The organism is Flavobacterium anhuiense (assembly GCF_050990855.1).
In the GTDB taxonomy this organism is placed as follows: domain Bacteria; phylum Bacteroidota; class Bacteroidia; order Flavobacteriales; family Flavobacteriaceae; genus Flavobacterium; species Flavobacterium anhuiense_C.
Genome location: NZ_CP158861.1, coordinates 2068276 through 2082411 on the forward strand (window position 1 = coordinate 2068276; position 14136 = coordinate 2082411).

At 34.5% G+C, this 14136-nt stretch carries 16 protein-coding genes and 1 tRNA gene; 7 read left to right on the plus strand and 10 right to left on the minus strand.

Features of this window, described 5'->3' with window-relative positions:
• The gene (locus ABTV69_RS09315; protein WP_433835701.1) at positions 1 to 273 is read left to right on the plus strand and encodes a hypothetical protein; all 273 of its coding nucleotides are present in this window, start codon (positions 1 to 3) and stop codon (positions 271 to 273) included.
• Entirely contained in the window at positions 230 to 1786 is a 1557-nt protein-coding gene (locus tag ABTV69_RS09320; RefSeq protein ID WP_433836687.1) for a recombinase family protein, read from the plus strand. The genes ABTV69_RS09315 and ABTV69_RS09320 overlap by 44 nt, the downstream gene beginning before the upstream one ends.
• Here the strand turns inward: ABTV69_RS09320 and ABTV69_RS09325 are convergent.
• The 3 genes from ABTV69_RS09325 to ABTV69_RS09335 all read right to left on the minus strand — a co-directional run bounded on the left by ABTV69_RS09325 (position 1746) and on the right by ABTV69_RS09335 (position 3959).
• A tRNA-Met gene (locus ABTV69_RS09325) sits at positions 1746 to 1818 on the minus strand. The two genes, ABTV69_RS09320 and ABTV69_RS09325, sit on opposite strands and share 41 nt — an antisense overlap.
• Before the next feature lie 91 nt (positions 1819 to 1909).
• A complete protein-coding gene (locus ABTV69_RS09330; RefSeq protein WP_433835703.1) occupies positions 1910 to 2434 on the minus strand; it encodes a DUF4269 domain-containing protein in 525 nt (174 codons plus the stop codon).
• Positions 2427 to 3959, minus strand: a complete 1533-nt coding sequence (locus tag ABTV69_RS09335) for an ArnT family glycosyltransferase (protein WP_433835705.1) — start codon at positions 3957 to 3959, stop codon at positions 2427 to 2429. The genes ABTV69_RS09330 and ABTV69_RS09335 overlap by 8 nt, the downstream gene beginning before the upstream one ends.
• A 229-nt stretch (positions 3960 to 4188) precedes the next feature.
• On the opposite strand from ABTV69_RS09335, the gene ABTV69_RS09340 reads away from it, so the two are divergent.
• Positions 4189 to 4608 (plus strand): hypothetical protein, encoded by a 420-nt coding sequence (locus ABTV69_RS09340; RefSeq protein ID WP_433835707.1) that lies wholly within the window; start codon positions 4189 to 4191, stop codon positions 4606 to 4608.
• Between the two features lie 66 nt (positions 4609 to 4674).
• Here the strand turns inward: ABTV69_RS09340 and ABTV69_RS09345 are convergent, their stop codons facing one another.
• On the minus strand, positions 4675 to 5223 hold the full coding sequence (locus ABTV69_RS09345) for a DUF4494 domain-containing protein (RefSeq protein ID WP_433835709.1): 549 nt from the start codon (positions 5221 to 5223) through the stop codon (positions 4675 to 4677).
• A gap of 398 nt (positions 5224 to 5621) precedes the next feature.
• Between ABTV69_RS09345 and ABTV69_RS09350 the strand changes: the two genes are divergently transcribed.
• Positions 5622 to 5864, plus strand: a complete 243-nt coding sequence (locus ABTV69_RS09350) for a hypothetical protein (RefSeq protein WP_433835711.1) — start codon at positions 5622 to 5624, stop codon at positions 5862 to 5864.
• Positions 5865 to 5892: 28 nt separating this feature from the next.
• Here the strand turns inward: ABTV69_RS09350 and ABTV69_RS09355 are convergent, their stop codons facing one another.
• Positions 5893 to 6831 (minus strand): hypothetical protein, encoded by a 939-nt coding sequence (locus ABTV69_RS09355; protein ID WP_433835713.1) that lies wholly within the window; start codon positions 6829 to 6831, stop codon positions 5893 to 5895.
• Positions 6832 to 6919: 88 nt separating this feature from the next.
• Positions 6920 to 7459, minus strand: a complete 540-nt coding sequence (locus ABTV69_RS09360; protein ID WP_433835715.1) for a helix-turn-helix domain-containing protein — start codon at positions 7457 to 7459, stop codon at positions 6920 to 6922.
• 187 nt (positions 7460 to 7646) lie between these two features.
• On the opposite strand from ABTV69_RS09360, the gene ABTV69_RS09365 reads away from it, so the two are divergent.
• Entirely contained in the window at positions 7647 to 9113 is a 1467-nt protein-coding gene (locus ABTV69_RS09365; RefSeq protein ID WP_433835717.1) for a glycoside hydrolase family 130 protein, read from the plus strand.
• Positions 9114 to 9253: 140 nt separating this feature from the next.
• Here ABTV69_RS09365 and ABTV69_RS09370 read toward each other — a convergent pair whose 3' ends face one another.
• Positions 9254 to 10030: a TIGR03915 family putative DNA repair protein gene (locus tag ABTV69_RS09370; RefSeq protein WP_433835719.1), complete on the minus strand. Its 777-nt coding sequence runs from the start codon at positions 10028 to 10030 to the stop codon at positions 9254 to 9256.
• Between the two features lie 5 nt (positions 10031 to 10035).
• A complete protein-coding gene (locus ABTV69_RS09375) occupies positions 10036 to 11292 on the minus strand; it encodes a putative DNA modification/repair radical SAM protein (protein WP_433835721.1) in 1257 nt (418 codons plus the stop codon).
• Between the two features lie 294 nt (positions 11293 to 11586).
• Here ABTV69_RS09375 and ABTV69_RS09380 point away from each other — a divergent pair, with 294 nt between their 5' ends.
• Positions 11587 to 11832 carry a hypothetical protein gene (locus tag ABTV69_RS09380; RefSeq protein ID WP_433835723.1) on the plus strand — a complete coding sequence of 82 codons (246 nt, stop codon included), beginning with the start codon at positions 11587 to 11589 and terminating at the stop codon, positions 11830 to 11832.
• Here ABTV69_RS09380 and ABTV69_RS09385 read toward each other — a convergent pair.
• A complete protein-coding gene (locus tag ABTV69_RS09385) occupies positions 11829 to 12590 on the minus strand; it encodes an alpha/beta fold hydrolase (RefSeq protein WP_433835725.1) in 762 nt (253 codons plus the stop codon). The two genes, ABTV69_RS09380 and ABTV69_RS09385, sit on opposite strands and share 4 nt — an antisense overlap.
• A complete protein-coding gene (locus ABTV69_RS09390; protein ID WP_433835727.1) occupies positions 12584 to 13486 on the minus strand; it encodes an EamA family transporter in 903 nt (300 codons plus the stop codon). Before ABTV69_RS09390 ends, ABTV69_RS09385 begins: the two co-directional genes overlap by 7 nt.
• Positions 13487 to 13647: 161 nt before the next feature.
• On the opposite strand from ABTV69_RS09390, the gene ABTV69_RS09395 reads away from it, so the two are divergent.
• Positions 13648 to 14106 carry an Lrp/AsnC family transcriptional regulator gene (locus tag ABTV69_RS09395; RefSeq protein WP_278022657.1) on the plus strand — a complete coding sequence of 153 codons (459 nt, stop codon included), beginning with the start codon at positions 13648 to 13650 and terminating at the stop codon, positions 14104 to 14106.
• Positions 14107 to 14136 lie beyond the last annotated feature (30 nt).

Sequence of the window (14136 nt, forward strand, 5' to 3'; positions counted from 1 at the left end):
ATGAATGATTGTGGAACAAAAAAGACCGAGACTCGGTCTTTTTTTAATGAAGAGGAATTTCAAATGGAGAAGGATGGAAGAGAAGAAAGAGGAAAAATGACGGCAGAAAAGACCAGAAAAATGCTGAAAGATGAAGGAGTGGAAGTGACGCTGGAACAGGCGGAAATGATTTTAGAATTTTTAAGAAAACTGGCAAACATGGCAGTTTCAAACTATTTAAAGAAAAAAGATGAGAAAAATAGCAGACCTATACGTGAGAGTGAGTACCGATGAGCAGGCTGACAGGGGCTACTCACAGAGAAATCAGGAAGAAATGCTTCGCAAGTACTGCGGAATAAATGCAGTTGAAATAAGACACGTTATTTATGAAGACCATTCGGCAAAGACATTCAACCGTCCGCAGTGGAAGAAACTGCTTGCGGATTTAAAGAAGCATAAGAATAAAACCGATCTTCTCCTGTTTACCAAATGGGACAGGTTCAGCAGAAATGCAGGAGATGCATACCAAATGATCAGTATCCTCAGAAAATTGGGAGTTGAGCCTCAGGCAATAGAACAGCCTTTGGATCTATCAATACCTGAGAACAAAATGATGCTGGCTTTTTATCTGGCTGCTCCCGAGGTGGAGAATGACCGTAGAGCCCTGAATACCTTTCACGGAATGAGAAGAGCTAGAAAAGAGGGAAGATACATGGGAATTGCTCCCATTGGTTATGTTAACCGAGTAAAAGAAGATGGCACAAAATATATTGCATTCGATCAGCCAGAAGCCTCTATTTTAAAATGGGCTTTTGAAGAACTTTCCAAAGGAATTTTCAATACGGAACAGGTGCTTCACATGGCAAAAGAAAAGGGGCTTAAAGCAGGCAAGAACCATTTTTGGAGAGCGATCCGCAATCCTCTTTACTGTGGAAAGATAGAAGTTCCTAAATATAAGGATGAGGAACGCACTTTAGTGCGAGGACAGCACGAAGCTTTAATTTCGGAAATACTTTTCTATAAAGTTCAGGATGTGCTTGACGGGAGATCCCGCAAGTATCTTCCAAAAGCTCTTTCAGCCAAGCCTTTTCCGCTGAGAGGTTTTTTTATCTGTCCCGACTGCGGGAAAATCTTGACTGGAAGCATATCTAAAGGACGACATAAATATTATCCGTATTACCATTGCAGTGGAGGTTGCAGATACAGGATTAATTCGGAAACAGCCAATGAGATATTTATACAAAATCTGAAAAAGTATATACCGATTCCTGAAATCAAAAATATCTATGCCAATGTTATAGGCGACTGTTATAAAGAACAGATTAAGGATGTGTTGGAGGAAAAAAATAAAATCATAAGCCAGATCAAAGATTATGAGACAAGAATTTCAAATGCACGAGATCTTCTTGCAACAAAACAGATAGATGCCTCGGACTACCGAGATATGAAGTCAGATTACGGAGAAATGGTAAGAAGACTTGAATTAAAATTATCTGGTATCGACGATGAGAATAAAGATATTCAAGAACTTTTAAAAGCGGGAGTAGACAACCTGATGAAGCTTAACGAATATTATGAAAACGGCAACTGGATTGAATCGAGAGATTTATTAGGTTCGATTTTTCCTGAGAATTTTACGATCTCAGAAAACGGGTTTCGAACCGCTAGAGTAAACGAAGTAGTGCATCTCATCTACAGTATTAACAGGCTTATAGGGCTAAATAAAAAAGGGACAAAGAAGAAGTTTTCTTCTTTGTCCCAATTAGTAGCGGGAACAGGACTCGAACCTGTGACCTTCGGGTTATGAGCCCGACGAGCTGCCTACTGCTCTATCCCGCGATGTTTCGGGTGCAAAGATACACACTAAATACGGTTATGCAAGTTATTTTGGGATTTTATTTTTTTTAATTTAAAAAAAGAACGTTCATTTTTACAATTTATAATCTAATAATTCTTCGTAAACGTTTCCTTTTAAGCCTAATAGCAAGCCAAATGCAGGTTCGGTTTTTATGCCATTTTCTTTTAGTTTTATGATCTCTAAACGGAAGTTTTCGTCTTTTGAGCATAGAATTTGGTGTTCAATTAGCATATGTCTGTAGCCGTTTTGAAGTTCGGTTGGCGTATTTTGTCCGAAGATTTCGATTTCAAAAGTGTCTATGAAGAAATTTGCAATAACAGATTCTTGGTTATTTATCAGATCTTCTCGAATCGAAAAACGATTTTCTTTTCCGAAAAGCTGTTTTACTTTCGCAATAAAATCAGCTTTGTTTTTCCAGTAGCAGACAACATCCAAATCGCTATTTTCAACATCAATATTTATAGGAATCGTGCCAACTAAAATAGGATCAAATTCGGCAAGATTTTCTAAAACTTTATGTTGGGTTAAAACAGCAAATGCGGCTTGCTGTTTCAAATTTCCCGTTTGTAAATAAGATAAGTCTTTGAAATTAATCATTTATGATTTCGTTTTTTTCTTCGTTGATTTCTTGTTCTAACCTCTTATTGATATCGATTTTGGCATTCCTAAAAACAAAAATTGTAGCGCCATATCCTCTAGCATATTGATTGGTGACTTGACCACCCATAACCGCCGTTTCAAAATACGGACTCGTTTCTTTCATTTCTTTGTCGTTTTCTTCAAAATCCTTAACACGAATCAGGTTTTTATATGTAATGCTGAGGTCAAACCAATTGAGATAATCGGCATTAAAAGAAACGGCTTTGATTCCTTTTTTAGAATAATAGTTAATCGCTCCAGCTTGTCCGTAATTATCGCAAATCACAATAGTTTCTTTTTGATTTGGAATTAAGGCATAAAGCGAGTCTGTTTTTCTAGCCAATTCTTTCCATCCCAACATGTCGGCAAAATCCTGTGGCAGATGATGCTCTTTTCCGTCTTCCCAGCGAAGCATTCCAAGTTTTTTATATGATTCAGAATGTGCGACCATATATTCAGGACTTTTATTTGGAAAAGCAACTTTGTAAATCGGAATAAAAAGCAATATCGGAATCAAAATAAAAACAGGTTTTAGATAACGTTTCCATCCATTGTTTACAATGTCTGAAATATAAACAGCTCCAAAAGCCAGATAAATAGGATATAAACCAATCGCATAATACGCTTTTGCTTTGAAATAAATAAATATCAAAAGTGTGAAAACAAACGAAGCAAAAAACAGCTGGTATTTTTTGAAAGGCTGATAAAATAAAACGGCATAAAGTCCGGCTAGAATCACAAATAAGCCACCAATGAAAAATAGAATCTGTTCTTTTAGAAAATCGCCTAGATTGACATTCACCAATTGTGTTTTGGTCAATTCTTTCATGTGATGCACAATAGGAAAATGATTGCTGTATTGCCAATAAAGATTGGGTAAAATAATAAGGAATCCGAGAATCAAGGCAAAATAAAACTCTTTTCGGGCTAATATTTTTCGCTGTTTCGAAAGTAAAACCGCAGGAATTAATCCGAGAAGCAAAAAAATGATGTTGTATTTATTCAAGAAACCGAAGGCAAAAATTATTGCGCCATAGTAAAACCATTTGGTGTTTTCTGAAGTCAAATATTGTATTAAAGCATAATAAAGCGCCGTCCAGCATAAAATGTCAAAAGAGTTGGGCTGATAAAGCATGTTTAAACGCAACAAACACGAAAGCAAAACGCATATAGAACCCAAAATTAAAGCATAAAGATTGCCTTTAAGAAGCTCAATAGTTTTCCAGACAATTAAAAGGGTCAAAGCACCAAATAGGGCAGGGAAGAACTTTACCCAGAAAACTGAATTTCCAAGCTGCAGAATAATATACGAAAACCAAGATGTAACAGGCGGAACCGATAAATAACCCCAAGCCAAATGATGTGCTTGATCCAGATGCAGATATTCGTCACGCTGTAAATCGTATTCGGGACTAATTAAGACATATTGAAGAATGAATTTCAGAAGTATAAATCCGAATAGAATCAGGTTCTTTTTGGTCATGTAGCTTTTGGTTTTTTAGGTTTTTTAGGCTTTTGTGTTGCAAGTGGTTTCAAATCAATGCATATTCTGTAGCTAAGATAGAATTTATTTTGATTTTTAATTATCAGGATTGTTTCTTAGTAAAATGATTAAAGTGCAGGTATTTAAGTGTTTATAGTTTTAGAATGTGAATCGAATTAACATTTTTATTACCTTTAGTATCAAGCAAATAACTTTAAAAGAAAATACCATGAAAAAGAAATTATTGATTTTAGTTGTCTTTTTAGGGACAATTTCACTTGCCAATGCACAAAGTATAGGAGACGTTACCAAGGCGGCAAGTAAAGCATCGACAACAGCAGTGCCTGCTTTTGATGTTGCTAGTATTGCCAATCAAGTTATGGGTGTGCTATCCCCAAAACTGAAATTAACCGATGCTCAAAAACCGGCTGTGAATACATTGGTAAATGAAACGCTAAATAAAAAGAAGAATATTTTGCCTACAATGGCTACTGATAAAGCTGGTTATACCTCTAAAATGACGACTACAAGAGAGTCATTTATATCTAAAATGAAAAAAACGGTCAGCCCGACACAATTTGATGCGTTAACTGCTTTATTGCCTAAATCGGCTTCGGCAGTAACACCATTGGCAAAAATGCTTTATTAAATGGTTTAAAACAAAAAAGCTTCAGATTGTTCTGAAGCCTTTTGTTTTTTGATGCATTTAAAAATATTATTCTTCTGCAGCAGTTTCAAATTCCATGTGGTCGATCATTTCGGCCTCTGGTTTTTCTGGTTTAGAAGCTTTTAATGCATTGAATCTTTCCAGCATTTCTGTTTCCCCTTCTTCACCGCTGAAATAAGGAAAAACATCCATAATTGCTGTTTCTGTAATAGCAGGAATAGAATATTCTCCCATAGTATTTTTCATGATATGAAGCGTGTTGTCAAAAGCTTCACGAACATCATTTGCCTGAACCAGCATGTACATGCTCGTTTTTCTTTCCTTTCCGCTTTCTTCATCATAAGCAATCAACGTGATTTTAGATTTAAACCATCTGTCTGCATTTTCAAAGGGATGAATTTCGGCATAATTTGCCACTTTAATAGCAGTGATTTTAAATTCTTCGCTAGTATACGCGGCCATTTCTTCGGTCATTCTTTTCTCCGCTTCTGTATAAGACAAAGCATCAACCAAATAAGGTTCGGTTAAAACTTTTTGTCCGCCGGTTTCATCTGTTTTTCTATATTTTACTTTGCATTCGTACCAAACTGCGCTCATCTCTTTTTAATTTTTAAGGATGTCAAAGATAAATCATACTGCAAAATAAACAGTTAAAACTTCAAATAGATATTCACAATTTTAGCTGATTTTTGGTAACATTTTGAGATTCTGAAAGTTGTGTTTTTATTAAACAATTGAGAACGATTCAAAAAATAAAAATATTTTGTTTTTAGTATTTTGAATTTAAAATACTGGATAACAGGTTTTTGTTTTTGTTTTAAACGGAATATTGGAAAAATATGATTTTTCTTAAATCCAAAAAAATCATTTGCTCGTAAGTGTCAATACCAATGGCTGGGAATGAGGTAAATTCAAATGATAGTAGTTTTTGGAGCATATTGAATCTTACCGCATTTCTAGCTATTGTTTTTTTATAAATTATTAAAAATATAAGTTTGGGGAAATTAAACGTTCAGAAGTTACAGGAAACTTTAAAATATTTGGAAAGCAAACAGCGCGAATTAAAAAGACAAAATCAAAACGACACCAGAAGTTTAGAATCGATGATTAAATATTTGAAAAAAGATATGCTAGAACAGCATAATTTATCAGAACATCATCAGCTTATTAAAAAAGAAATCAAAGACACTGAAAGTTTTATCGAGAACGTCAAAAACATCATAAAAATCAATTCTTAAAACAGTTTACTATTGTAGAAAATTACTTTTATTCCAACTTGAATTTTTCGTTTTTGCAATCTAAAATCAATTTGTGATTTAGGAAAAGTTTATTGCCTATCATTCCCTGCATTCCAGAATGCTTCATCAAGAATTTCTGGAGATCAGACGTGCCTTCTATATGCGTAACTTCAGAAAGGTCGAGAGTCAATTGGGCAAACTGTATTTTCTTTTTCGCGGAGGCGGAGTAAATGCTCAATGTATTTCCCCACGAATTTCCTTTTTCAGTTTTTACAGCGCTGTTTTCAATTTTGTATTGCTGCCAAATTTCTTTTGTGGTGATTAGTTCGTAACCGCTAGCTCCAGAATCATAAAGCAATTTTAAATTTTGATTTTCAAGAAGGGAAGGAATTAAGATTTTACGTTTTTTGAATTCAAAAGGAGTAAAGTCATTTTCTTGAATTTTCTCTATAAAGGAAACTTTACTGTTTTTAAAATCTAAAACAGCAATTCGTTTTTCTAATAAATCAGTTCCAATTGTGCCAATGATATTCTCTGCTTTTGGATTGTCAAAATCGACCTTTTGGCCATAATTCAAAACTTCAAAAGTGTTTGAAATAATCTTCATTTTTCCTAATGTAAAAGCTGTAGAAATTGTATTGTTTGAAACATCAATTTTCTGCTGATTTTGAAATTTTTCAGCAATTGATTCTAAAGATTTTTTATAGAAAACAGTAGTAGAAGAACCTGAATCAAATTGCATGAAAAGGGTTTGATTGATTCCGTTTATTTTTATTGGCAAAAGCAAAGCAGCATGCGAATTTTCGTCGCTAGAAATCCATTGTATTGGAATGTTCTCGGCAATTCCAGAAACCTTCAAATAGTTCTCCGGCGGACTAAATTTCTTCTGAAAATAAAAATATCCTCCTAACAATAATAAAACGAGGCTGACTAAAAATACGATGGCAATTTTCTTAAATAATTTCATGGTTTATTTTTTCTGCAAGATTCGGGTTTCGATTCCGATTTTTGTGAAAAAACCATACGACAGTTTTACGCCATTTTTATGACTTTAATTATAAGAATTTGTTTTTCAGTTTTATAGCTAATTCTTGTTTTTGGTTTAAACTAATTCCGTTTAGAATAACGATAAGGAGTTTTAGGCTAAGAATTGTAATTAATGGAACAATAAAAATTGGGAATTTTAAAATAAAGGCACTTTGAAGAAATGGACTCGCAATCATTAAAACGGAAAGTAAAAGGCTTAAAACAATTTGAATGCTTACAATTTGTTTTCCTAATTCTTTGTTCGCAGCATCTTGCGTTTTGTACGTTAAGAGTAAAGGAAAAATAACGCTCCCAAACGGAATAATAAGTCCGGACAAAACAGAAAGATTAATGAGTTTGGCTCTTTCTATTTGAATGGTTTCTTTTTTAACGATGAGGTGTTCTGAAGTGGTTTCTAGCGCCGCAGCAATAGTTTTTAAGGTAAAACCTTTCAGAATATTTCCCGCCTCAATTCTCTGAATAGTTCGCAAAGAAAGACCCGATTTTTCAGCAAGTTCATTTTGAGTCATGTTTTTTTCTTCTCTCAAAAATTTAACTTTATTCTTCATGTTTTTGCGTTAGAAGTTTAAAGACGAAATTAGGAAAAAAGTTTAAATCTAAACAGCACAAAAAATCCTTGAAATACTGGCCAATTCGAAGTTTTAATAAAAAATTAAGTTTTTTTCTTTAACAAAAATTAGTAACTTGTTGTGTAATACAAGATTCCTTAAATGTTATAGTTATAAATTTCCAGTTATGCGAGTATCTATTGTTCGAAAAAATATAAAGTTATTACCAGATTCCAGAAGAGTTGTTGCCCGATATTTTATGAATGGGCAAGAAAGAACCCAGCAAATGGTACTTCGGATAATGATGCTGGATGAAAAACAGGTCCTGCAGACTTTAGAGCAAACACTTCGTGAGTTTGCGAGACGACACAGAAATATATCAGCAGTATTTTTTAGACACTGCGAAAAAATACGACCGATAATAGAAGAAATGCAGATCGATTATGAAGCGATGTCTTTAGATCGAAAAATGCTTATCGGATCGTATTGTACGATGGAATATGCGATAGAATCTGCGGCAATTTTTAATCCGTCAATAGTAGAAGATTTTGATCAGACAGGGTTGGAAGTGGGAGAAAAGAGAGTGATTATTTCTTTTCGCGCAACAGGAGAAGGCCATATTTCGTCGATTGTTTTTAGAAGAGCAATTTTAGATCGCGACAATAATCTGCATATCATGAAAAACGGAAACCATATTGATCAGGCAGAAATTGAACATAAAACTTTATTTAATAAAGAGCGATTTTTAACCAAGTTGTATGAAATGCATACGACTGACAAATATATTGCTCAAATTATGCAGGATCTTCCTGAAGAATTTGAATTTGCAGTTCTTAAAAATATGCTGATTCAAGCGTTACAAGACCCATTAATTCGTGAAGAAAGAAAAGTAGCCTTAGAAGAAATATTATGGTTAGCCAATTCTTTTTACGATTTGCAGTTTAAACATGATTCCGATATTACAGAGCGTGTTATATTTCCGATTTCCGATTCTGAAAGCCGCGGAATAGAAGATGCACGTTTTGTACGTTTTACAGATGATAACGGTTCTGTGAGAGTTATGGCAACTTATACCGCTTATAACGGGCATACAATTTTACCGAAGTTAATTTCTACCGAAGATTTTTATAGTTTTAGAGTGATGCCACTTCATGGAGAAGGGGCACAGAATAAAAATCTAGCCTTATTTCCTAGAAAAGTAAAAGGCAAATATGCTATGCTGGCCAGAATTGATGGTGTTAATAACTACATTATGTATTCTGATCGAGTAACGCAATGGAATACGCCAATTCTTTTGCAAAAGCCTAAGTTTACTTGGGAACTAACTCAAATAGGAAATTGCGGTTCTCCATTATGGACCGAAGAAGGCTGGCTTGTTATCACACATGGCGTTGGTACCATGAGACGCTATTGTATTGGAGCTTCGCTTTTTGATCTCGACGATCCTTCGAAAGAAATAGGAAGACTTACAGAGCCACTGCTTTCTCCTTTAGAAGATGAACGAGAAGGGTATGTGCCCAATGTGGTCTATTCTTGTGGAGCGATTATTCATAACAACAGTTTAATTCTACCTTATGCCGTATCAGATTATTGCTCAACTTATGCGGTAGTAGATATGGTAGAATTGCTTGATGCGCTTAAGAAAAGCAAATAATAATCTCGATTCAATTTTACTCGACAGTTTAATATAATCTGCGCAGATCTGCTTTAATCTTTTTAAATCTGCGTGAAAAATCATTGCGCAAAAAGTATTTCACGCAGATTTAAAAAGATTTCGGCAGATTAAATTAGATTTTATCTTTTATTGAGGTTTGGAATTTTCTCCGTCAGGTTTTTCCAATACCGTTTTGGCATATGTTTAATGTGAAGTTTGGTGTTTTTTCTCGATTCTATATTGACACTGCTGAAATAATTGCGCCATAAATTCTGGAAAAATTCCTCGTTTTCATCATTGATTTCGGCTAAAAAGCTGGACGAAGGATTCGATTCAAATTGCATTTCAACAGTTGAAACATTTTCAAGATCGTAGTAAATTCCGTATTTGCGTTTGGAGTCGTAAATAAACCAGCGTTGATCTGCATAACGGTTTTTAAAATGCTGTTCGATCAACGGTAAAACATCGCAATCCGGTTCGACAATGGCATAATATAATTTGTCTTTGGTTAGTTTAAAACGAACAAAAGCTTTCATTCTATGGCTTTCTTTTCCCGTTAAATGCGCAGCTTTTTTTACATTCAAAACTTCGCTTCGGCTTAAATTTCCTTCAATGTTAATTGGACTTGCAAAAACATATTTTACAAATCGAAATAGAGTTTCTTCTATCTTCTCTACTTCAGATAAAAAAGCAAAATAAAGATTATTAAAACCATGATAAGAAAGTCGTTGGCGTAATCCATTTTCAACTCGGTTTGCTTTTTCGTTATTTGTTATTACAGAATGTGTATGGGAGAAAAGTAACGAATTTGAAATCTCTTCTTTGGCAAAAACAATATCCTTTAGTTTATATTCGTAGATTTCAAAAACAGCGGTTAGCCAGCCTTCATAACTTCCATCATAAATTATTTGTGTCATTTGAATTAAAATAAAGAAAGCTGGTTCGAAAAATTATTCTTGTATTTACTGTTTTGCAAATCCAAAATCTGATTTTTTATTTGCATGGGAGTGAGGTCTTTCTGCAGATAAAAAGGAGAAGAGAAAGCCAAGAAATACTTCGATCGGCTGTAAGCAATTCCTAATTTTTTTAAATCTTCAGGCTGTAATTTTTTGTAATTTCTTGTGGCTACAATTTTTTTAGCACCCAAAAATCCTATTCCCGGAATTCGCTGAATTAATTCTAAATCGGCGGTATTAATATCTACCGGAAACTGATGCAGATTTCGCAAAGCCCACCCTAATTTAGGATCAATATCTAAGTCAAGATTGGGCTGATCAAAACCAACAATTTCATTGACATTAAATCCGTAATAGCGAATTAACCAATCGGCTTGATACAGTCGGTTTTCACGAATCATTGGCACGGGAGTTCCAATGGCAGGAAGTCTATTGTCGTGGCTTATTGGCACATAACCCGAATAATATACACGGCGCATTTTCATTTGCTCGTAAAAATAATTGGCCATTCCGAGAATTTCCAAATCATTTTCTTTTGTTGCGCCAATTACCATTTGAGTACTTTGTCCTGCGGGAGCAAAAAGAGGTGTTTTGAAATTGGATTTTTTCTCTTCTTGATAACCAATGATTTCATTTTTAAGATATTGCATTGGTTTAATAACATCCTTATGATTTTTGTCTGGCGCCAATAATTTAAGACTTTGTTCTGTTGGCATTTCGACATTTACACTCAAGCGGTCAGCATAAAGTCCCGCTTCTTTCAGAAGCTCTTCACTAGCTCCCGGAATCGCTTTTAGATGAATGTATCCATTAAAGTTTTCTTCTAATCGCAGTTTTTTGACAATTCTGACCAAACGTTCCATAGTATAATCGGCATTATCAAAAATCCCCGAACTCAGAAACAATCCTTCAATGTAATTTCTTCGATAAAAACCAATCGTTAAATCAACCACTTCTTGCACAGTAAAAGCGGCACGTTTAATATCGTTGCTTTTTCGGCTCACACAATAAGCGCAGTCAAAAATGCAATGGTTGGTAAGCAGGATTTTTAAAAGAGAAACACATCGTCCGTCTTCTGTAAAGGCATGACAAATTCCTCCTCCAGTATCTCCTAAACCTTTGTTTTTGTTTTTACGAGTGCTCTGTCCCGAAGAGCAAGAAACATCATATTTGGCTGCATCTGCTAAAATTGCCAATTTCTCCATCACTCTTTCCTGTGCCATTTTGCTCTTTTTTAATTGTTTTTGAAACGAAAATTCATTCTTTCAAAACTAGGAATTCATGCTAAAAAAGTTGCGATAGAAGCTGTTCTAAATTGTATCAATTTTTTTTTGAAAGGTTATTTTTACATTAAAAAAATGACTATATTTAAAATTCTAAAAACAGGTATAAATACGGGGTTGTAAATTGTCAAAACTTTATACATTCGCCGAAATAGAAAAACTGATTTCCCCCCTTAACATTAGTTTTTCAAATTTAGAAGTGTTAGCAAATATTAGGAACTAAAGGCTAAAACAATGAAATTTGTAAAAGGGCAAGATGTTTCCTACACAGCATTGAGTGGGAGATCTTATAAGGGAACCATTATCGAAAGGAAAATGGATTTTAAAAAGGGGCTTATCATAAAATCGACTTCGAAAGAAAGAGATTTTCATTACCTCATCGAAATACATAAGAACGGCACGACCGAGAAAATTCTATGTGCCGAAAATCATCTTAAATTATTAGAAAAGAAAAAACGAGTTGCAAAGAAAGTGGCTTAGTTGTTAGCTGCAATAAATGTTGCAATTTTCACAACTATCATTTCCGGCATTTCCTTGTGAGGAGTATGTCTAGCGTTTGAAATTATAAGCTTTTCAGACACTCCAGATACTCCATTTATAGTTTTTTCGACCTGACTTAAAGTTCCGTATTCGTCATTTTCGCCTTGAATAAATAATACTGGAATTTGGATTTCAGAAAGAAGATGCTCTATATTCCAATTTCTAAAATCGTTTCGTAACCAGGTTTCTGTCCAAGCTTTGAAAATGGTTTCGGTTTTATTTCCGTGATATTTCTGAAGTCTTTCAGGCAAGTTTGTGGTTTGATACGCTATAACAGCTTCACGAATACCGTTTAAGGTAATTTCTTCAACAAAAATATGGGCCGCTTCGCAAATTACCATTTTTATCTGATTGGGATATTTGCTCGCTGCAAGTAATGCGATTGATCCGCCATCGCTGTGGCCAAACAAAATGGCATTTTCAATTTTTAGATTTTCGAGAATGGTGTTTAAAACGTCGGCTTCTACTTCTAAATAATTTACAGGACGAACATAAGTTGGCATTGCATCCGATTTTCCGTAACCCAAGCGATCATAAATTAAAACGTTGCATTGGCAAATGGTTGCGATTTTTTTGGGAAAGTCTCTCCAAAGTGCTACGCAACCTAAAGAATCATGTAGAAAAACGATAGTAGGACGATTTTTAAAATCGTTATAATATTCAATGTAGAGATTATTGCCGTGTAGCTCGATTAACATATTGCGGTTTCGTTTTGAATTGCTTTTTCTTTTTTAGCTTTTGAGATGTTTAGATAAACAATGGAAGCCAGCATGATGGCGATTCCTATAATTTGCATAAAAGTAACTTTTTCACCCAAAATAATGTGTGCGCAAAAAACAGCGGCTGGCAATTCTAGTGTCAAGAGAACAGAGCTCAAACCCGCTCCAATTTTAGGCATTCCGACCGTAAAGCAGATGGGCGGAATCACAGTCCCGAAAATGGCTAAAAAAGTTCCCCATTGCAATAATCCAAAATCTAAATGCGTGCTTGTCGTAATAGCTTCGCAGTTAATTAAAAATATGATCATGGCAGAACCGCTGGTCATTAGAGCGCTTTTTTCGAACATTGGCGTTTCTTTGCCAATTTTGCTTGTAAAAACAATATAAAGCGTGTAAAGCAAAGCAGATAACAAGCTTAAAGCGATGCCTGTAAATGAAATAGTTGCATGGGTTATGTCTAAAAGATTTCCTGCCAAGACAGTCCCTAAGATGATGAAAAATGCCGAGCCCATTTCTACCGTATTGGGTTTTTTCTTGAAAAATATCCAGTTAACTAGAATGCTTAGCCATGTAATTTGCATTAATAGGACAATGGCCAAAGAAGCAGGAATGTAAGCCACAGCTAAATAATAAGTAAAAGCAGAAGACCCCATTGTAGTTCCTGCCAGAAGCAATTTCCAGTTTAATGCCACTTTATTGCCATTTTTAAGTTTTCTGAAAATTACAATGGACCATAAAATTAAGGTTCCTGCAAGTGCTTGTGTCAAAGTAATTTCGGCTGGCGAATAACCTTCTCCGTAAGCGATTTTAGCAAAAGAAGATAGCATTCCGAAACTTAATGCGCCCAAAGCAACAATGATGATATATTTGTTCATTTTTTATTCTTGAAATATGTTTTGTACAGTCAAAATTATAAATTCAAGAATAACGGTCGATATTTTTGGTTTAAATATGCATTTAATCTTTTTAAATGGATTTATTTGTGTGTTTTGTCCGAAATTGAGTTATTTTTTATACTTTAACTGGAAAAAATCCGATGCAAGAATTAAGCAAACAAGAAATAGAATTACTTCGAATCCTTCAGGAGAATGCAAGATTTGATATAACCGATTTGACAGAGCGACTTAATATGTCAAGAACTTCTGTTTACGACCGAATTAAGAAATTGGAAAATGAAGGTTATATTAAAGACTACGTTGCGATAATTGATCCGAAAAAAGTGGGATTAAATTTTACGGTAATTATAAATCTTTCTTTAAACAGTCAGCGTTTAGATCTTGTCGAAGAATTTTCAAGACAAGTTGCCGCTTTGGATGAGGTGGTTGAAGGATATGTAACAGGAGGAATTTTTGATTATGTTTTGAAAGTGGTAGTAAAAGATCCAGAATCATTTAATGATTTTATTAGAAAGCTTTCCGATATTCCGAACATTAGCAAAGTGCAGAGTTCGTTTGTAATGAGCTATATCAAGCAATCTACTAAATTGCATTTTTAATTTTCAAGTAAAAAAAGTGCGCAAAAACTC

Coding starts and splice junctions, on each gene's coding strand:
- ABTV69_RS09315 (WP_433835701.1), top strand. CDS start 1: ATGAATGATTGTGGAACAAAAAAGACCGAGACTCGGTCTTTTTTTAAT.
- ABTV69_RS09320 (WP_433836687.1), top strand. CDS start 230: ATGAGAAAAATAGCAGACCTATACGTGAGAGTGAGTACCGATGAGCAG.
- ABTV69_RS09330 (WP_433835703.1), bottom strand. CDS start 2,434: ATGATTAATTTCAAAGACTTATCTTATTTACAAACGGGAAATTTGAAA.
- ABTV69_RS09335 (WP_433835705.1), bottom strand. CDS start 3,959: ATGACCAAAAAGAACCTGATTCTATTCGGATTTATACTTCTGAAATTC.
- ABTV69_RS09340 (WP_433835707.1), top strand. CDS start 4,189: ATGAAAAAGAAATTATTGATTTTAGTTGTCTTTTTAGGGACAATTTCA.
- ABTV69_RS09345 (WP_433835709.1), bottom strand. CDS start 5,223: ATGAGCGCAGTTTGGTACGAATGCAAAGTAAAATATAGAAAAACAGAT.
- ABTV69_RS09355 (WP_433835713.1), bottom strand. CDS start 6,831: ATGAAATTATTTAAGAAAATTGCCATCGTATTTTTAGTCAGCCTCGTT.
- ABTV69_RS09360 (WP_433835715.1), bottom strand. CDS start 7,459: ATGAAGAATAAAGTTAAATTTTTGAGAGAAGAAAAAAACATGACTCAA.
- ABTV69_RS09365 (WP_433835717.1), top strand. CDS start 7,647: ATGCGAGTATCTATTGTTCGAAAAAATATAAAGTTATTACCAGATTCC.
- ABTV69_RS09370 (WP_433835719.1), bottom strand. CDS start 10,030: ATGACACAAATAATTTATGATGGAAGTTATGAAGGCTGGCTAACCGCT.
- ABTV69_RS09375 (WP_433835721.1), bottom strand. CDS start 11,292: ATGGCACAGGAAAGAGTGATGGAGAAATTGGCAATTTTAGCAGATGCA.
- ABTV69_RS09380 (WP_433835723.1), top strand. CDS start 11,587: ATGAAATTTGTAAAAGGGCAAGATGTTTCCTACACAGCATTGAGTGGG.
- ABTV69_RS09385 (WP_433835725.1), bottom strand. CDS start 12,590: ATGTTAATCGAGCTACACGGCAATAATCTCTACATTGAATATTATAAC.
- ABTV69_RS09390 (WP_433835727.1), bottom strand. CDS start 13,486: ATGAACAAATATATCATCATTGTTGCTTTGGGCGCATTAAGTTTCGGA.
- ABTV69_RS09395 (WP_278022657.1), top strand. CDS start 13,648: ATGCAAGAATTAAGCAAACAAGAAATAGAATTACTTCGAATCCTTCAG.